Source organism: Litchfieldia alkalitelluris (assembly GCF_002153425.1).
GTDB lineage: Bacteria > Bacillota > Bacilli > Bacillales > Salisediminibacteriaceae > Evansella > Evansella alkalicola.
This window is the reverse complement of the sequence record NZ_KZ119600.1, coordinates 1,872,301-1,891,286: the sequence shown is the minus strand read 5'-3', so window position 1 is coordinate 1,891,286 and position 18,986 is coordinate 1,872,301. Positions and strand designations below refer to the sequence as shown.

Here is an 18,986-nt window from a genome sequence, read left to right as displayed (position 1 = left end):
TAGTTCTCGCATGAATCAGTTTTATAAAACAAAACCAGCTTTATTGAATTGTTTTTGCTACTTTCGATAATACGCCATTTACAAATTTTCCTGGCTCTTCCTCTCCCGTAAATCCTTTAGCCAGGTCAATTGCCTCGTTAATTGAGACATTAACTGGAATATCATCTAGCCATTTCATTTCGTAAGTAGCCATTCGTAATATGGCGCGGTCCACTCTTGAGACACGAGAAATGGACCAATTCTCAAGTGCAGCTTCGAGCATTTGATCAATCTCTGCTATATGGTCAACTGTTCCGTGCACTAAATTAGAAAGAAAAGGTGAGCCTTCTTCATCTTCCTCTAACACGTTATTTATTGCTTCATCTGGTTCAACAGCCGTCATTTCTACTTGATATAGGGACTGGACTGCTTTTATACGTGCTACTCTTCTATTCATCTATAAACGTCTCCTTCTACTGCTATTACATTTATGTCTTTTATTATTACCTTACATTGTAGATGATAGCACAACTTTTCTTTTTAATACAAAGCTAATTATATGAAAGCGCAAGCACCTATGGTCACAAGCGTAGGGCAGTGGAAGAAAAAGTGCAAATACCTTTGTCATCACCCTTTGTGATTTCAAAACGAAAAGGCTGTCTCACAATGAGACAACCTCTTGGTCTTTAAGCTCCATGTTCTTTTTTTGGTTGGTCTACTTCTTTTGGTTGTTCTAATTGAACGCCAACAACATGGACATTAACTTCAGAAAGTTGAATTGCAGTCATGTTTTCAAGAGTTTGATAGATATTTTCCTGAATTTTTTTACTTCCTTCTGGAATTGAGATTCCATAGTTCATTACTACATAAGCATCTACAATAATACCGTCTTCTGTGAGCTCAACTTTTACGCCTTTACCATGATTGTTTTTCCTACCTAGACGCTCCGCCACGCCTGAAGCAAAGTTCCCACGCATTGTAGCTACTCCCTCAACCTCTGAGGCTGCAAGACCTGCTATAATTTCAATTACTTCAGGGGAAATCTCTACTTTACCTAGTTCCTCTTTGTCCTCAGCCATGTGGATTAAATGGTTATCTTTCATGGTGCTCTCCTCCTTTTTGAAGATTAATCTTCATTTTCAGGCTTTAAAGAGTATTGTTCCAAAAATTTCGTATTAAAATCGCCATTAACAAATACTTCATGATTGAATAGCCTTAAATGGAAAGGTATTGTAGTCTCAACACCCTCGATAACAAATTCACTTAAAGCCCGTCTCATTTTTGCGATTGCTTCTTCCCTTGTTTCACCGTAAGTGATAAGCTTGGCCACCATAGAATCATAAAACGGTGTGATCACATAACCAGGAAAAACTGCGCTGTCAACACGTACACCAAAGCCACCTGGCGGTAAATACATGTCAACTTTCCCTGGTGAGGGCATAAAGTTTTTATCTGGGTTTTCAGCATTAATACGACACTCTATGGACCATCCTTTAAAAACAACTTCCTCTTGAGTATAGGAAAGCTTTTCTCCAGACGCAACTAAAATCTGTTCTTTTATGAGATCAACACCTGTGACCATTTCTGTAACAGGGTGCTCTACTTGAATTCTAGTATTCATTTCCATGAAATAGAATTTATTATTTTTATGATCAAAAATAAACTCTATCGTACCTGCTCCTACGTAATTAACAGCTTCGGCTGCACGTACTGCCGCATCCCCCATCTTAAACCGCATGTCTTCATCTAATGCCGGGGATGGGGTTTCCTCAACAAGTTTCTGTAATCTACGTTGGATTGTGCAATCACGTTCTCCTAAGTGAATGACATTTCCGTGAGTATCAGCCATTACTTGGATTTCTACATGACGAAAATCTTCAATAAATTTTTCTAAGTAGACACCGGCATTCCCGAAATTCGCTTTAGCTTCCTTTTGAGTAACAGAAATCCCTTTACGCAATTCAGATTCATTTTTGGCAACACGAATCCCTTTTCCTCCACCACCTGCTGTAGCTTTAATGATTACTGGATATCCAATTTCCTCAGCGAGCATAACACCCTCGTCGATGGATTGGATAATACCCTCAGAGCCAGGAACGACAGGAACACCTGCTTTTTTCATAGTCGTTCTAGCCACATCTTTTGTCCCCATTTGACTAATGGCTTCTGGACTGGGACCTATAAAAGTAATATTACAAGCTGCACAAATTTCTGCAAAATCTGCATTTTCAGCAAGAAAACCATATCCTGGGTGAATGGCGTCTACTTCAGTTAAAGTAGCCACGCTCATAATATTAGTGAAATTCAAATAACTATCAGATGATGAAGTGGGACCTATACAGTACGCTTCATCTGCCAAACGCACATGTAATGCATCACTATCAGCAGTGGAATAGACAGCCACTGTCTCAATATCAAGCTCTTTACATGCCCTAATAATTCTGACAGCTATTTCTCCTCTATTAGCTATAAGTACTTTTTTTATCATCGTTTCATCCCCTACTCAGGCTTCACTAAAAATAATTCTTGTCCGTATTCTACAAGTTGTCCATTTTCCACTAAGACTTCTACGATCTCACCATTAACTTCAGCTTCAATCTCATTCATTAATTTCATCGCTTCTACAATACAAACAACACTATCTTCCTTAATTTTGTCCCCTGTCTTAACATAAGGGTCAGAATCTGGAGAAGGTGCAGCATAGAATGTCCCTACCATCGGAGAAGTAATAGTATGTAAATTCCCTGAGACAGTAGCAGATGTACTTGTTCCTACTTCAGTTTCTGCTGGTGCTGTCTGTTTTTCAACATTTTCCGATGTTTGGCTTTGTGGCACTGTAGAACTTGTTGTTACTGTAGGTACTGTGGCTGGGACCGTTGATTGCTCCTGTACAATTTGCTGAACTTGTCCAACACTAGCTTGCTTCTTCATCGTAATTTTAGAACCGTTTTGTTCGAATTTAAATTCATCAATGGATGAATCATCAATCAGTTTAATTAATTCTCTTATTTCTTGAATTTTTAACATTACTAGTCACTCCTCATCTAAGCCAATCTATTCGTTTTTTTTGTAAATACTCATAATATTTGTGATATTTTTATCATGTATTATGAGTTAGTCCTAAATTTATGCTACATCAATTTTAGTCAAATGAAAACCTTTTTTTATTTTTTTAACATAAAGACTCTTCTACTATTTTCTACAATTAATTGATGTCTCAAACAGAAATAACAATAATTTCACCCTGTACTACCATACCTATATATACTAATAAAAAATTATACCAAAAAATGCTACCCTCAAGCTGCTTCCGCTGCTTAAGAATAGCACTTTTTATAATGAATCGTTATAAGGGTACCTTTTCTTTATTCCGTTACTGTGTCATTTTTATATTCTTTAAAAACTGGAAAATCCGATAAATTATCTGGAATTTTATCTTTCTCCAAAAGAATAATTTTTACGATATTTTTGTTTCTAGCCATATGGTATTTATCACCATACTCATTTTCTTTCGTAAATCTTTTTAGACTTTGGTAATCCTCTTCCTGGATTGAAATAGGTTCTGCATCACCAGCAAGTTCTGGATCCTGCTCAAATCCTACTTCAAACTCCACAATTTGGATCTTATCATTTTTAATGTTTCTTGTTTGCTCTAGTACTGCTTTTGCTCCTTCAGTCAGATCCGACCATTCCATGAGTCATCTCTCCCTTATCTACCTGTATGTACCCTCTATTACTTTTATAAGGGTTTCTGTTCCAATAGGGTATTATACCATTCAAATTAAAGAAAATCATGTTTTTATATTTTTCTGTCTCATTTTTGTTTATTTCTGAAATGCTACCGTGAAAATTAATAGGATTCACTCGGACCGATGAGCGATCAGGTATGAAATTTTGGTTTTTCTATTTTTCATACCTGATCAGGCGGTGATCTGGTATGAGATTTTGGTTTTTCCATTTTTCATACCTGATCAGGCGGTGATCAGGTATGAGATTTTACTTTTTCTATTTTTCGTACCTGATCAGGCGGTGATCGGGTATGAGATTTTGGTTTTCTATTTTTCATACCTGATCAGGTGGTGATCGGGTATGAGATTTTGGTTTTCTATTTTTATCGACAGATTTGCGTTTTTGAGAAACAAATCTGTCGGTTAACCTTTCTCTTATAGACAGTTTTGCGTTTTCATACATCAAAACTGTCGGTATTCCATGCTCTATTCGACAGTTTTGCTTTTTCTAACATCAAATCTGCCGGTATTCCATGCTCTATTCGACAGTTTTGCGTTTTCTAACATCAAATCTGTCGGTAACCCTTGCTCTATTCGACAGTTTTGCGTTTTCATACATCAAATCTGTCGGTATTCCATGCTCTATTCGACAGTTTTGCGTTTTCTAACATCAAATCTGTCGGTAACCCTTGCTCTATTCGACAGTTTTGCTTTTTCTAACATCGAAACTGTCGGTATTCCATGCTCTATTCGACAGTTTTGCGTTTTCTAACATCAAATCTGTCGGTAACCCTTGCTCTATTCGACAGTTTTGCTTTTTCTAACATCGAAACTGTCGGTATTCCATGCTCTATTCGACAGTTTTGCGTTTTCTAACATCAAATCTGTCGGTAACCCTTGCTCTATTCGACAGTTTTACGTTTTCTAACATCGAAACTGTCGGTTATCCTTGCTCTATTCGACAGTTTTGCTTTTTCATACATCAAATCTGATCAGCTCTCGATCAGGTATGAGATTCTCGATTTTCCATTTTTCATCCTGATCAGGAGTCGATCAGGTATGAGATTTTACTTTTTCTAAAGAAATAGAAAAAACGAGACAAATTCATTATGTGAAAAGTCTCGTTTTTGTGCTCTATATAATATTAAGTTTTCCCCTTCTAAACAGTACCACTTATTCTGAAGGATTACTTCCCTTCTGATTACACCCGCCCGTATCTATTGAGCCTATTTAGTTACCTGGTTGGAAGCCAACCTCAGCACGCTTATTACCAAAGTGGTCATAAGACAAGGCCATAATTTCTAGCGTTTGCTCTTCTGTTAAATCATCAGCTTTCACATAAATCTTCACATTGTTTTCATCTGCAATTACAAGTGCATCTTCATAACCTTTTGAACGAAGTACTGTTTCAATCATTTCTTCTTTTTGAGCTAATGTTTCTAAGTTAGTCACTTGATCAAATGCTTGACTTTGCACCTCTGCATTTGCTTCAGCAGATGTTAATACGTCTACATAGTCATCTCTTAGACGACCTCTTGAATCTTGACGTTGTAATCGAATTTGAGTAAACATTTCATCCACATCTACATCTGGGAAAGATCCGTCACCAAGAACCTCTTCAACGTCCTCAAGCTCAATAAATTGTAATTCATCACTGTCATTTAACCAGTCCAATCCATCTAAGCCTTCCTCTGATACACCTTCTTCGTTTTGTTGCCCTTCTTCATCACCTAATGCACCTTGCTGCTCAATGCGATCCATTTGAATGTAATAAACGGATAGAACTACAATTAAACTTAACATTGTCAATAACCATACTGTTTGTCTTTTAAGTACCATTACGATTCCTCCTCTGTTTTCTTAGGTAATACTGAAATTCGATGGGAAGGTAAGTCTAGAACCCTGCTTACGGCTTCTATTACCCACGATTTCACTTGGATGTTTTCCACCCCTTTTGCAACAACAAGTACGCCGCGTATGTCAGGTTTCTCTGTCTTAATTATGAGGGGCTCTTCCTTATCCCCGTTTCTAATAGTGACTACTTGTGAATCCTTTGTTCTGTCCTCAACCTCCCTTGTTCCGCCTTCGCGATCAGTTTCATTCGTAAATTGTTCACTTATATTTTCATTACTTTTGAAAACTGTTTTTTCAGATTCCGCTAGATTTACTACAACGGAAACATCTGATATCCCTACTACCTGCTCTAAAGCTCTCTCCAATTGAGATTCATAAAAGGATTCATAATCAGACATAGTTGAGAGTTCCTTCGGCTTGTTATCGGAAAAAGCTTCAGTAACAGGTTCTTCTTCTTCCACATCATCTTGAATTACTGGTAAAGCTGATGGCTCCCCAGTATCCCTGAACTGTGAACCTATCATCATAAACATCACACCTAAAAGGAGCAAAACTGCTAAATATTTAATGTTTATTTTTTTTCCTGACCCTTTCCCTTTTAGGTCAAATGATTTAAACCATTGCACCTCTTTGCCATTATCCTTTTTATCCCCCACTTCACTCCTCCCCTCCTTTCATATCAACATGAATTTTATCCTCTGGAATAGACCACAGCCCCGATAAAAATGAGGTAATTTCCCCATTACTGTTATTTTTTTTATCATCATCATTATTTGGAGCTTCCCTTTCAATTTTCACAGGTTCAATTGTGACAACTCCTACGCTCTCTTGTTCAGACTCTGCTTCTTCCCCTTCTTCCTGCACAACTACATATACATCTGAAAGATTTTGAGTTAAATTTTCTAGTAAATGCTCGTCTTCTGAAAAAGAATCAAATGTAATCATAATGTCTAATAGCACCACCCCAAATTGTTCCTTTAGCTCACCTGAGGCTTGTTCTCTTAATTGGACAGCCCCTTGTTCTGAAATATATGCAAGATATTCCTTTTCTATATCCATTTTCTTTGATTCCATTGCTGCAGCTTCTTCATCGAAGGAATCATCAGTCCAATTCGACACTTCCTTCAATAAATCTTCAGGATCCGCTTGAAAGATAGATAATATAGGTTGAAGCATGACCATGAGTAGCATGAGTCCTACGACAAGCTTTACATATCTTTGAATCTTTGAGTTTGGTAGGATCAATTCCAGAATTGTAGCAAATAAAATAATGAGAATAATATTAGTTACCCATGCTGTGATAAGCCCCATGTCATTCCCCCCTTTTTACTAACGCATCATAAGCGATAAATTACCTGAAATAATAATGATCGTAATTGCTAGGAAAAACATTAATGAAACAGCAGCCAATGCTCCAAAAATAAATAGCATAGATTTCCCCATAATCGACAGGCATTGAATGATGGGGCCTCCACCTAAGGGCTGTAAAATTGCTGCAGTAAAGCTATATATAATTGCTATAGACAGGACCTTTAACGCTGGGAATATACAAACGAGTAAGAGAATTACCAGTCCAACAACTCCCACCGTATTTTTCACAAGAAGAGAAGCTCCCATCACTGTATCTGCAGCATCAGTAAACATCCTACCTACAACAGGAATAAAGTTACCTGTAACAAATTTAGCAGTCTTTACTGCAATGCCATCTGCTACTGCAGCAGTTGCCCCCTGTACGGAAAGCACCCCCAGGAAAACTGTTAGGAAAATCCCTAAGCTTCCAACGGCAATATTTCTTATAAAAGTTGCCAACTTTGTTACTTTATAATGATCCGTCATTGTACTGACGATAAATAATAGGGTTGATAATAACAAGAGTGGGAGTACTACATATTGGACAAAAACGCCACTTGTATGAACGAGAAACATGATAATTGGATGAAATAACGCTACAGAAGTCACACTCCCTGTCGTAGCCATTAGAACTAGTAACAAGGGTACTAGCGCGATCATAAAACTGCTCATAACTTCTATCGTTTGCTGTGTGTACTCTACAGCCACATGAAAACTGTTTAGTGCAATGATTAAAAGGACCATAAAAGTGATTGCGTAGGCAATCTTACTAATATTATGTTTTTCAAAGGCTTGTTGGAGTTGTGCTAGGACCATACTTAAAACAGCAAGGATAACTAGAGAACCAAGTAACCTCCCGTTAGCAAATATCTCGTGAAATAAGAACTGTAAAAAACCAAGGAGCCATTCGCTCGGGGAAAATTCCTTCTCTCCCCTTATAAACTCCATGAAACTTCCTCTTTGACTTTCTGGCAAATACCCTCCATATTGATGAAGGACATCTTCCCAAAACTGTCCAATTTCCTCTAAACCTAAACGTTCTAGCTGACTCTCAACGAGCTCGTCCTGTGGAGCAACCGTCCCTTCTCCAAGGACGGTTTGAGGGAGAAGAAGAAAGGAAATAAAAAATATAAAAATGATATAAAACTTCTTCATCTTCTACCCTCCTACTAAGGAATGAACCCGATTATTGTTTCGATGATGACAGATATAATAGGGATTGCCATTACCATGATTAACACTTTCCCAGCCAACTCAATTTTGGATGCCATTGCTCCCTGACCAGCGTCTTTCGCTATTTGCGCGCCAAATTCAGCGATATAAGCGATACCGATTATCTTTAAAACCGTTTGAACATATACGATGTTGACGTTAGCTTTATCAGCCAATTCCTCAAGCATTGTGATAATTGCTGCAATTTTATCAATTAAAAATATAAAGATGATGACACCGACGAATACAACGAGTAAGAATGCAAATATAGGTTTATGTTCCTTTACAACTAAAGCTAAGAACGTTGCTAACATACCTAAGCCGACGATTTGGATGATTTCAATAAGTCATCACCCCCTGATCAGCTTTGAAAGAGAAAAACACTACGAATCTTCTGGAACAAGTCATCCACAACTGTTGCTACCATATACAAGACGACAACGAAAGCAATCAACGTAACCCAATTCGCAATTTCCTCTTTCCCCATTTGTTTTAAAACCGTATGAATCATCGCGACGACGATACCTACGCCTGCTATTTGAAAAATTAATCCTACATCATAATTCATATTGATCCCCCCTCGCACCTCTCTAGAGCATAATAATTACGATAAGAACTCCCCCGAGGAAACCGAGGCTCTTATACATAGATTCAAACTTCTTTTGAGATTCCATTGCGTCTTTTTCCTCTTGATCAAAATAAGAGATGGCAAGTCTTATTTGCTTTCTTTGGTTTTCCAAGTCCTGAAGCCCAAGTGTTTGACCAAATTGAGTCAATGTATTTATTTCTGAAGCATATAAATCAGTCGTTTTTGCCCACTTTTTTATCATAGAATTCCATATTTCCGGTGCCGAGCTCTCTTCTGTCTCTAGCCTGTTAGCTACTTCGTGAAATAAGGAGCTAATTGGTGAAGGTACTTGATTCCCTACCTTTTCACATGCTAGGGGTAGGGGAGTCATTCCAAATACCATTTCCGTTTCCAGTGATTCAAAGGCTATTTTTAAATATCTAATTTGTTTTGTTCTTCTAGTAAGCTTACGAGCCAGTTCAAATCCAAAAAAAGTAGATGCTGCAATAATCAACAGTGCGCCTATTATTTTCATGCTTTCATCACACCTACATTTCGTTTCATTTGCTGGAGCCTCCGTACTGTTCCTTTTCTTGTGTGTGGGTGAAGCTCGATTACTCTTTGAAAAATACCTTGATCTAGCAAGCTTGCAATTGTCGGTCTGAGTTTTACATCGTCCAAATCGGCCCCATGTACAGAAGCAAATATAGTTACTCCTGCATGTACTGCCTCCATCACAGCTTCCCCGTCCTCACGCCTACCAATTTCATCAACTACGAGAACTTCCGGACTCATGGAACGAATCATCATCATTAATCCTTCTGCTTTTGGACAAGAATCTAAAATATCCACCTTCACACCGAAATCATGTTGTGGAACCCCTTTTACAGATCCAGCAATTTCAGATCTTTCATCAATGATCCCTACATTTTTAGAAGGAATTCTATACTCTTTAACGCCAAGACTCATCTCTCTCGCTAGGTCCCTAAGTAACGTGGTCTTCCCAGTCTTTGGTGGACCAATAATTAACGTGTGGCACCAATTACCACTATGATATAAATGGGTTAAATAAGGTTTCGCAACCCCTTTTTTCTGTCTAGCTACCCGGATGTTAAAAGAACTGATATCTCGTATCCCCTTCACTTCTCCCTTTTCCATTACTACTCTCCCTGCAATACCTACACGGTGACCTCCAGATATTGTAATGTAGCCTCGTTTTAATTCTTCCTCCAATCGGTATACAGAGTGTTTACTTAACAAACTCAACATTAAAACGGAATCTTTTTCAGAAAAAATAAATGGGCTTGTTTCATTCGGTAGTATGAATGTTTTTTTGTAAGTTCGGACCTCAATTGCCCTATTGACTCTAAGACGAATCTCTTCCACATCATCTAACACTTCTTTAGGAAGCCTTAATGTTAAGGACCTTATGTTTTCTGGTAATACATGAAGGATCTCTTTCATCTACCTTTTCCCCCTCACCTAAAGGACAGGTTCTGCTATTCTGAATATATGAGAGCGTGTCCTTTTTATGACTAGTCCAATATGAAAATTAGTAATCTAGTATAAAGAATTGAGGAATATATGATAAACCAGAAAAAAGAGCCTTTTGCAGCTTGTTCTTATCAACAAAAAAACCTACCTATCATAAAGTCTAAATATTCAGACTTTTTAATAGGTAGATTCCCGTGTTTTTTCACTTTATAAAAATAATACTAAATGACTTGTGGGATTAAGTTCTTCACCACATTTGACAAAAGCTCCTTATCCTCCATCCACTCTTCAAAGGTTACACGGTCAGCACAGAAAGAACTTACTTCATTGCCTTGATAGAATACATTAATACAATAGACATCTGAGGAATGACTGTAATATTGGACTTCAACACCAGGCAATAACGTGTCCTTATCACTTTTCTTTTGTGAATAGCCCTCCACCTTTTTTACATGTTGCTCGATTAGTGAAATAAGCTCTTCCTCTTCCCATTCTTCAAAATGATGAATGTCTGTACAAAACGATCCTAAATCTCTTCCATTTTTCTCTACTTCCACACATACAACGTCATCAGAAAACGAAGAATAGCGAGCCGCTACACCATTAGAAAAGACCATTGGAATCTTTACCATTACGTCACCCCTTCTTCATTTATTACTAATACAATACAGGAAATCTTTGAAATATCATAGGGGTGTCTACATAAAAAATCCTTTTTCGCATAAAAATAGATCTAAAGTAACGGAAAATTCAAAATATTTAGATATAAATTTATAGGCATAAATGTTAATGTTTAGTTACTGTGAAAAAAGGATTGTGGAACTATATACGGATTCAGGAACAATCTAAGTTGGATCATTTTTCGCATTAGTAAAAAACACACGATGCGATATGCACCGTGTGTTCTCTCTATGCACGTGAAACGTATGAGCCTGACCTTGTATCAATTAAAAGCGTATCGCCTTCGTTTACAAAGAAAGGCACCTGTACAGTTAATCCCGTTTCTACAGTTGCTGGCTTCGTTCCACCTGAAGCTGTATCTCCCTTGATACCTGGCTCTGTTGCTGTAACCTTCAATTTTACATTCAAAGGTAGTTCGACACCAAGCGTTTCTCCTTGATACGTCAATACATGCACTTCCATGTTTTCTAAAAGATAATTAAGCTGATCTTGAATTTGTGATGCTGGAAGTTCCAACTGCTCGTAGGATTCCGTATCCATGAATGTATGCACATCACCACTTGCATACAAATATTGCATTTTTCTATTTTCAAGATGTGCTTTTGCTACTTTTTCTCCTGCACGGAAAGTTTTTTCCTGTACATTACCATTTCTCATATTACGAAGTTTACTACGAACAAACGCAGCTCCTTTACCAGGCTTTACATGTTGAAACTCCATTACCTGGTAGATGTTCCCATCCACTTCTACTGTTAATCCTGTTTTAAAATCGTTAACTGAAATCATATATTATCCTCCTGTTATCAAATCTTCAATCTTAAGGGTTAGTTTCCTAAGATAATTAGTTCTTTTGTGGATGAAGAAAGAATCTCATTTCCGTCTTCTGTTATAACAATATCATCCTCTATTCTTGTGCCACCTAAACCTGCTATATAAATCCCAGGTTCAACTGTAACGACCATACCAGGCTCTAATAATGTATCAGACTTATGTGAAAGACCAGGTCCCTCATGCACCTCTAATCCCATTCCATGCCCTGTTGAGTGGCCAAAATATTGTCCATAACCCTTTGCCTTAATATGGTCCCTCGTTAGTGCATCAGCCTCTATACCAGTCATTCCTGGCTTTATCCCTTCAACACCCTTTAACTGAGCTTCAAGCACTGTCTGATAAATATCCCTCAATTCATCAGAAACATTTCCTACTGCAACAGTACGTGTAATATCTGAGCAATATCCTTTATAATAAGCACCGAAATCTAGCGTTACAAGTTCTCCATTTTCGATAACCTTATCGCTTGCTACCCCATGTGGAAGTGCCGAACGATATCCTGACGCTACAATAATATCAAACGATGAAGAAACAGCCCCTTGTTTTCTCATAAAAAATTCAAGCTCGTTAGATACATCAATTTCCTTTACTCCAGGACGTATATAATCTTGAATGTGCGTAAAGGCTGCATCTGCAATTTCAACTGCTTCTTTAATAATTTTCAACTCTCCGCTATCTTTTATAAGACGCATTTTTTCTATCATACCACTTACTGGTACGAGAGTTGCATCAATCGCTTTTCCGTATGTATCGTACGTGCTGTAAGTCACATAATCCTTTTCAAAACCAAGATTCTTTATCCCCAATGCTTTAACTTGGTTTGCAATTTCCTCTTGAATTGGACCAGTGTGCTGAACAATATCAAAGCCTTCCGCCTGTTCTTTCGCTTGTTCAACATAACGAAAATCAGTGATGAATTTAGCACCATTTTCAGAAACAAGAGCTACACCGGCAGTACCAGTAAATCCAGTTACATAACGTCGATTATAATTACTTGTAATAAGTAAGCCATCAATCTCGTTTTTACCTAATTGCTCTCTTAGTTTTTCTAGTCTCTTCATCCGCTCTCCTCCTATTTACTATATTTGAGGGGATGTTACATTGCTTTATGAGCTAAAGTTACCCCCAACTGTCTAAAAAAAGAGAATGTTCCAAAGAACATTCTATCACAGGCTTTTAGCTTTGAATAGCTTCACCCTCTTGCACCTGCCGTTCATTGTATTCATAGGATATGGAATAACCAATAAAAAGACCATAAACAACATATAAACATATATTCGTTATAATTGTATTTAGGTCCAACTGCGTCAATGGTTTTAACCCAGGGAACATTGGATTAAACAAACCAAATATAAGGATCCAAAGTACAAGACCATAAATAATTCCAGGCCATGGCTTATTAACTTTTGCAAAAATCATTCTATAAATAAATGCCACAGCAATGGATACTACTGCGATAAAACCAATACCTACTAATTGGCCCATCCAGCCATTTTTCCAATCTCCTAAGGCCCATGGCATGAGAGCGAGTGCAGGACCTACACGAGTAAAATTTAAGTAAAATGCAATGTAACCTAACACACTCCAGATTAAACCTCCGAAAAAGCCAATCAAGGCAACAGTAGAATTAAAGGACATTGTTTCCTCTTGTTTTTGCTGTTCTAATTCTTGTTTCATTCTCATCACCTCAGAAAATAGTATGTCCACTTTCCACTGATACTATGAGAAAAGCATTAGCGCCTAAGATTACGAGCGTAGGGCAGTGGAGGAATGACAACTAGAAGTCGAGCCTTGTTGACTTCTGTTGTCATTTCGAAGTGCTCCGAAGCGAGTAGGCGCTAGTGCTAGACAAAGAAAAGCATTAGCGCCTAAGATAACGAGCGTACTTTCATAAATTTTACATCCACTGTGTTAGATTCGAATAAAGTAGGGAATAATATATTTGTAGAAGAATTTTTAATTATGACTCTGTAATAGAAGGTAATATATGACTTTATGTAGAATAAAATAAATAAACACTGTAGATTTAATTACTGATGCATATACTGTGTATAGGAAGTATTAAATATTGCGACAGATGTAAAATTACATCTTTTCAAAAATCAGATAAATTTTATGAGGTTGTATAATTAAACTTTCTTATCAAAGTTACTTAATCTTGTAAGTGATATAGAAGACAGAAGTTCTTAAGAGGATTATAATTGTAATAGACTCTCCCCTTATTACTATCGTCACTGTGAAAAATCAGTTTACAAATTCTTATTGTTAGGAGGTGTGCACCAATGTTCCGTCATTCATACCATCCAATCGTTCTAACCATTATAGGACTTGCGGTACTAGGGTTATTAGTCAACTTGGTAACACGTCCCGGAGCTTTAATTACCCAGTTGCTAGTCACAATTGGTATAGTCGTTGTAATGATTTTCGCATTTAAGCGTTTTATCATCCCATGGTTAATGAAAAGACAAGGCGCCTCCCCAGGTATGCATGCACAACGAGCCCAGGTAAGAAAAGCTCCCGTTTCTTTTTCCAATAAAAAGAAAGAGAAAAGGAAAAAAACTACTAGACCTCTTGTTAAACGACAATCTAATGTAAAGTTAACAGTTATTGAAGGGAAAAAGAATAAAAAGAAGAACCGGGCTTTGTTCTAGGGCTTGGTTCTTTTGTTTACATCATTCGTTTTTAGGTAATTAGATATGGGAAAGGGGTGTCAGGCAATGGACAGGAATCAAGATATATTTATAACTTACATTCCGACAGAATGGGTTATTCTCTTGTTTCTTATTGGAGTTGGAACGATTTATTGGGCTATTAACAAGAAAATTGGTTTTCAAGTATTATATTTAACTTTGTTTTCCATGTCAGTAGCGCAAATCATTACACTTCACTTCCCATATTTATATACGAATGATGAGCTTCTACCATTCACCCACCCACAAGTACAAATAATGATGACATTTTTTTCTTTTTTCATACCTTTATGTCGAACAAGGAAAGCCATCATCTTATGCCTATTACCACCATTATTAACAAGTGTCCTATTCATTGCATTTGGTGCTGTGCCCCTCTTTTCCATTGTTGGTGCAATCCTCATTGGTGGTTTTATTATATATACTTTTTATCGCACCCTTGATTGGATTGGTTCCATGCCTGAACCATACATCATCATTTTTGCTATCATACTCCCTGTTTTTTTGGCAGCTATCATTCACCCAACAGAAAAATTATTAATATATCCGGGGATCTTATTAGGTGCTGGTATTGGTTATACATTAGAATCATTTAAAGTTCGTATGAAAATACCAAAACCACCTCATATTCGCGGACTTCTTGCTTCTATTATTGGTATATCTGGTATTATTGTTTTATATGGCATAGACAGACTCGTCTATCAATGGGTTCCTACTACTGAAATTACAATCGGACTTGTTTTAGGACTTTGGATAACACTTATTGTTCCAATATTAATTACAGCAGTTAAACTATATAAAACAGAAGGACATAGCAGAATATTCTTTTAAATTCCGCCATGTCCTTTAGTACGTCCATTTTTTTAAAAACTTTAAAGTGCTCTTTTCACCTAAATCAATGAGCTGATCTTTTTCTTCATCAGTGATATTAAAGTTTGTTGTGGATATATGATCTGCTGGTATAAACACAATATTCTTTGCATCATGCTTTTCAATATATCTTTGGTCATGAGCAGTTCTCATCGTGTCAACCATAGAGTACAGCATATTCAATGCATTCTTAATCTCACGCGGCTCCATATACACCTCTGAAGGAGATAAACGGAATCCTAATACAGGCCGTTTAAAGCGTGGTTGGTTGCGACTAGCAAACAACCAAATAGGAAAATTACTTAGTACTCCTCCATCTACAATCATTGATTCAATTCCATTATTATTTTTTAACTTTACTGGCTCAAAGAAGAAAGGTAAACTACAGCTCATTCTAACTGCACGCGCTACTGAAAAATTTTCAGGTTCAATACCATAATTCGGTAAGTCATCTGGGATAACTAATAGGTTCCCATTTGTTAAATCTGAAGCAACCATTTTAAGTGTACCTGGTTCTATATCGCTAAAAGTATAAACCCCTTTTGCATGTAAAGTTTGTCTCAACCATTCCTCAAACACATCACCTTGGTAAAATCCCATTTTAGCATACAGTCGTAACCAACGGTAAAATGGATATAATACACGAAAACGTTTTTTATCAAGTAATGCAGGTAATTCTAGTTCTTCAAAAATTTGTGCGATTTCATGACTATTGTAGCCAACCTTAATGAGCGTTGCCATAATCGCCCCTGCACTTGTTCCAGCTAGTCTGTCAAAGTAAATCTCTTTCTTGTCTAATGCCTGTAATGCACCTACGAAAGCAAACGCCTTCATACCTCCTCCTGCAAAAACCCCGTCCACTTTAAGCATTTTCTCACCTACCTCTTTTCATCATAGTTAGGTAAAAAAGAAAAAATGCTTGTACGTGTAAAAATAAAGATTGTCCGTTACAGAAAAAACAATCCTAACCATTATGATTAGGATTGTTGATCTCCGCCTTCTTCATTTTTCTTTTGAACTTCCCTTAATTCTGTCAGACGTTCTGGCGTTTCGTCAAAATATTGTACAAGGTCTCCAATTCTGTCAATAGCATCCCAGCTTAAGTGATGCTCAATTCCTTCTACATCGTTGTATATAAATTCATCATTTACGCCTATCATCTTCATAAATGACTCTAATAACTCGTGTCGATACACTAGCCTTTTACCAATTTTCTTACCCTTAGGTGTTAATACTAGTCCACGGTATTTTTCATATACAAGATATTGACTTTTATCTAGCTTCTGTACCATCTTTGTAACTGATGATGGGTGTACTTCTAGTGCTTCAGCAATATCCGATACCCTTGCATACCCTTTATCTTCTATTAACGAATAAATCCTTTCCAGGTAATCTTCCATGCTCGGTGTCGGCATGTCGTTCCCTCCATACAACAACGGATTGCAATTATTTTTCTCTATGGAAAAAATGTTGCTTGTCTATTTTAAATTATACTACAAAACATCATCTTAAACTAGCCCAAGCAGTATCTTTCAACGGGGAAATTTATAAATAATATATATTCATAATGTATTAGAAAAAGCGCAAGCTCCTATGTCACAAAAAAAAGGTATCCTAGCCAACTTTGGCCGAGGATACCCCTTATTTATCTGATCAAATTATAGACCACATTTTAATTGCGCATTACAGTTTGTACATGTATTACAACCACCAATATCTTCTACTGTTCCTTTTCGACAGACTGGGCAAGTGTCTCCCACTTCGCTACCGTATGTTACAGAAGTGCTTCGAACATCCGAGATTGTTTCAACAAGTACGACTTGTTGCTTTTTATCTTTATTGTCCTCTGCAGGATCACCAGCAAGCTCAACAGCGTACATATCATTTTCTTCAGCTTTCAAAGTTAGTACTTGGGAATCACGGCTACCATCAACATAAACCGTTCCACCCTTCGCTCCACCTTTGTAAAGACGCTCGTATACTTTTTTCACTTGATCAACAGTATATCCCCTTGGAGCGTTAACTGTTTTACTTAATGAACTGTCTACCCAACGTTGAATGACACATTGTACATCAGCATGCGCTTCTGGTGAAAGCTCCATACTTGATACGAACCATTCAGGTAGGTTGTCTGGGTCTGTTTCAGGATGTCTTTCAAGATATTGCTGTAAAATTTCTGCCTTCACCTCGATGAATTTTCCTAAGCGCCCGCTTCGGAAATACGAGAAAGAGAAGTATGGTTCAAGTCCAGTACTAACTCCGACCATTGTTCCAGTGGAGCCCGTGGGAGCAACAGTCAGTAAGTGAGAGTTCCGGATTCCGTGTTCCAAAATTCCTTGTCTAATATCCTCAGGCATTTTTTTCATATAACCTGTATTAATATATTTCATTCTTAAATGCTTCGTCTCTTGATCATTGCTACCAACCAAGAATGGGAAGCTGCCTTTTTCCTTAGCAAGCTCGATGCTTGTACGATATGCAGTTGTTGCAATTGTTTCGAAGATTTTATCAACAAGTTCGTTTCCATCTTCAGAACCGTAAACAGTTTCCGTGTAAATAAGTAAATCATGTAATCCCATTACACCAAGTCCTACACGACGTTCACCTTTTGCCTGCTTCGTATTTTCGTCAAGGAAATACGGAGTTGCATCAATAACGTTATCCTGCATGCGTACCCCAGTTGCAACAGTCTGTTTAAGCTTTTCATAATCGACTGTTTTCTCTTCTTTATTAGCCATTTCTGCTAAGTTTACAGCAGCTAGGTTACATACAGAAAACGGCGCAAGTGGTTGTTCTCCACATGGGTTTGTTGCTACAACTTGTTGACCGTAAGCTTTTGCATTTGTCATTTCGTTTGCATTATCAATAAAGAAAATTCCTGGTTCCGCAGAATAGGTAGCACAAATATTAATAAGATTCCAAAGCTCTTGTGCTTTAATTTTTCGATAGGTTCGTACGCCGAAACCTAACGCTTCCCACTCACGAACATCTCCATATTCATGCCATTCACGGTTGTAAGCCTTCATTTCTTCCTCATTGTAGTTTTCCACATCTGGGAAACGAAGTGCGTACTCCGTGTCTTTTTCTACTGCTTCCATGAATTCCTTAGTAATACAAACAGAGATGTTTGCACCCGTTAAAAATTCAGAATTGTTTACAGTATATGTTCCACCAGTTCGAAGCTTTTCTTCTGCTTCTTGGATCACTTTAGGGTCAAACCCACCAGTACCTGGGATATGCTTATAATTAATAATTCCTTGATACAAGGACTCTTCTAACTCAGATAATGGTGTGAATTTAAGCTTTTCCTTAATTAGACGCTTAATTTGATCGTCTTCTGTATTTTCTAGTAAGTATCGTAATATTCTCGGATTTTGCATCTTCGAAATAATGAATTCTAGTATGTCAGGATGCCAATCCGAGAGCATTATCATCTGTGCCAATACGTTACGTTGGTTCGTTACACCAACTCTCTATGTCACCATAGAGTTCAGACCATATCTTACACTATACAGTGTCCTCGCGCTTCGGAAGCACTTACTTCCTACTCTACTACCTTACGCTCATTGAGCATGGGTTCGATGGTCGTTGAACCTTCTCCTTTTAAGGAGCTTGGCTGCTGATTGTCTTTATCCACTTGCTGTTTTTAAGCATTCACGTTCACCGTTTCCAGTCACGTTGTAGCCAGCAAGTCATCTATGACGCATTTTAAAGAGTTTCCAGCAATTC

The 18,986-nt window shown here is 37.5% G+C and carries 21 protein-coding genes and 1 pseudogene; 2 read left to right on the top strand and 20 right to left on the bottom strand.

Annotated features, from left to right (window positions below):
- Positions 1-40: 40 nt before the first annotated feature.
- The 17 genes from nusB to BW724_RS08840 form a co-directional block, all read right to left on the bottom strand.
- Positions 41-436 carry a transcription antitermination factor NusB gene (nusB, locus tag BW724_RS08920; RefSeq protein ID WP_088074894.1) on the bottom strand — a complete coding sequence of 132 codons (396 nt, stop codon included), beginning with the start codon at positions 434-436 and terminating at the stop codon, positions 41-43.
- A gap of 229 nt (positions 437-665) precedes the next feature.
- Positions 666-1,082, bottom strand: coding sequence for an Asp23/Gls24 family envelope stress response protein (locus tag BW724_RS08915; protein WP_088074893.1), 417 nt, complete (start codon positions 1,080-1,082; stop codon positions 666-668).
- Positions 1,083-1,105: 23 nt separating this feature from the next.
- A complete protein-coding gene (accC, locus tag BW724_RS08910; RefSeq protein WP_088074892.1) occupies positions 1,106-2,467 on the bottom strand; it encodes an acetyl-CoA carboxylase biotin carboxylase subunit in 1,362 nt (453 codons plus the stop codon).
- 11 nt (positions 2,468-2,478) lie between these two features.
- Positions 2,479-3,006 (bottom strand): acetyl-CoA carboxylase biotin carboxyl carrier protein, encoded by a 528-nt coding sequence (gene accB, locus BW724_RS08905; protein WP_088074891.1) that lies wholly within the window; start codon positions 3,004-3,006, stop codon positions 2,479-2,481.
- Positions 3,007-3,344: 338 nt separating this feature from the next.
- A complete protein-coding gene (locus tag BW724_RS08900; protein ID WP_088074890.1) occupies positions 3,345-3,674 on the bottom strand; it encodes a hypothetical protein in 330 nt (109 codons plus the stop codon).
- A gap of 1,263 nt (positions 3,675-4,937) precedes the next feature.
- Positions 4,938-5,546 (bottom strand): SpoIIIAH-like family protein, encoded by a 609-nt coding sequence (locus BW724_RS08895; protein WP_088074889.1) that lies wholly within the window; start codon positions 5,544-5,546, stop codon positions 4,938-4,940.
- A complete protein-coding gene (spoIIIAG, locus tag BW724_RS08890; RefSeq protein WP_088074888.1) occupies positions 5,546-6,217 on the bottom strand; it encodes a stage III sporulation protein AG in 672 nt (223 codons plus the stop codon). The genes BW724_RS08895 and spoIIIAG overlap by 1 nt, the downstream gene beginning before the upstream one ends.
- 1 nt (position 6,218) lies before the next feature.
- Positions 6,219-6,872: a stage III sporulation protein AF gene (gene spoIIIAF, locus BW724_RS08885; protein WP_088074887.1), complete on the bottom strand. Its 654-nt coding sequence runs from the start codon at positions 6,870-6,872 to the stop codon at positions 6,219-6,221.
- A gap of 18 nt (positions 6,873-6,890) precedes the next feature.
- Positions 6,891-8,066: a stage III sporulation protein AE gene (gene spoIIIAE / locus BW724_RS08880; RefSeq protein WP_088074886.1), complete on the bottom strand. Its 1,176-nt coding sequence runs from the start codon at positions 8,064-8,066 to the stop codon at positions 6,891-6,893.
- Between the two features lie 14 nt (positions 8,067-8,080).
- Complete coding sequence (spoIIIAD, locus tag BW724_RS08875) at positions 8,081-8,467, bottom strand: stage III sporulation protein AD (RefSeq protein WP_088074885.1); 387 nt, start codon at positions 8,465-8,467, stop codon at positions 8,081-8,083.
- Between the two features lie 17 nt (positions 8,468-8,484).
- Positions 8,485-8,691, bottom strand: coding sequence for a stage III sporulation protein AC (gene spoIIIAC / locus BW724_RS08870; protein WP_088074884.1), 207 nt, complete (start codon positions 8,689-8,691; stop codon positions 8,485-8,487).
- Between the two features lie 22 nt (positions 8,692-8,713).
- Positions 8,714-9,226 (bottom strand): stage III sporulation protein SpoIIIAB, encoded by a 513-nt coding sequence (gene spoIIIAB, locus BW724_RS08865; RefSeq protein WP_088074883.1) that lies wholly within the window; start codon positions 9,224-9,226, stop codon positions 8,714-8,716.
- Entirely contained in the window at positions 9,223-10,155 is a 933-nt protein-coding gene (gene spoIIIAA / locus BW724_RS08860; protein WP_088074882.1) for a stage III sporulation protein AA, read from the bottom strand. The genes spoIIIAB and spoIIIAA overlap by 4 nt, the downstream gene beginning before the upstream one ends.
- 251 nt (positions 10,156-10,406) lie before the next feature.
- A complete protein-coding gene (locus tag BW724_RS08855; RefSeq protein ID WP_088074881.1) occupies positions 10,407-10,817 on the bottom strand; it encodes a hypothetical protein in 411 nt (136 codons plus the stop codon).
- Between the two features lie 277 nt (positions 10,818-11,094).
- Positions 11,095-11,652 (bottom strand): elongation factor P, encoded by a 558-nt coding sequence (gene efp / locus BW724_RS08850; protein ID WP_088074880.1) that lies wholly within the window; start codon positions 11,650-11,652, stop codon positions 11,095-11,097.
- A gap of 38 nt (positions 11,653-11,690) precedes the next feature.
- Complete coding sequence (locus BW724_RS08845; protein ID WP_088074879.1) at positions 11,691-12,758, bottom strand: M24 family metallopeptidase; 1,068 nt, start codon at positions 12,756-12,758, stop codon at positions 11,691-11,693.
- Positions 12,759-12,873: 115 nt separating this feature from the next.
- Positions 12,874-13,374, bottom strand: coding sequence for a YqhR family membrane protein (locus BW724_RS08840; protein ID WP_328588704.1), 501 nt, complete (start codon positions 13,372-13,374; stop codon positions 12,874-12,876).
- 605 nt (positions 13,375-13,979) lie between these two features.
- Between BW724_RS08840 and BW724_RS08835 the strand changes: the two genes are divergently transcribed.
- The gene (locus tag BW724_RS08835) at positions 13,980-14,348 is read left to right on the top strand and encodes an SA1362 family protein (protein WP_088074877.1); all 369 of its coding nucleotides are present in this window, start codon (positions 13,980-13,982) and stop codon (positions 14,346-14,348) included.
- Positions 14,349-14,414: 66 nt separating this feature from the next.
- Positions 14,415-15,218: a hypothetical protein gene (locus BW724_RS08830; RefSeq protein ID WP_088074876.1), complete on the top strand. Its 804-nt coding sequence runs from the start codon at positions 14,415-14,417 to the stop codon at positions 15,216-15,218.
- A gap of 15 nt (positions 15,219-15,233) precedes the next feature.
- On the opposite strand, the gene BW724_RS08825 is transcribed toward BW724_RS08830, so the two are convergent.
- From BW724_RS08825 to BW724_RS08815, 3 genes and pseudogenes are all read right to left on the bottom strand, one after another.
- On the bottom strand, positions 15,234-16,127 hold the full coding sequence (locus BW724_RS08825; protein ID WP_088074875.1) for a patatin-like phospholipase family protein: 894 nt from the start codon (positions 16,125-16,127) through the stop codon (positions 15,234-15,236).
- Between the two features lie 107 nt (positions 16,128-16,234).
- Positions 16,235-16,672 (bottom strand): transcriptional regulator MntR, encoded by a 438-nt coding sequence (gene mntR, locus BW724_RS08820; protein ID WP_088074874.1) that lies wholly within the window; start codon positions 16,670-16,672, stop codon positions 16,235-16,237.
- Between the two features lie 243 nt (positions 16,673-16,915).
- Positions 16,916-18,697, bottom strand: a pseudogene (locus tag BW724_RS08815) (vitamin B12-dependent ribonucleotide reductase); the annotation flags it as partial.
- Positions 18,698-18,986: the final 289 nt, after the last annotated feature.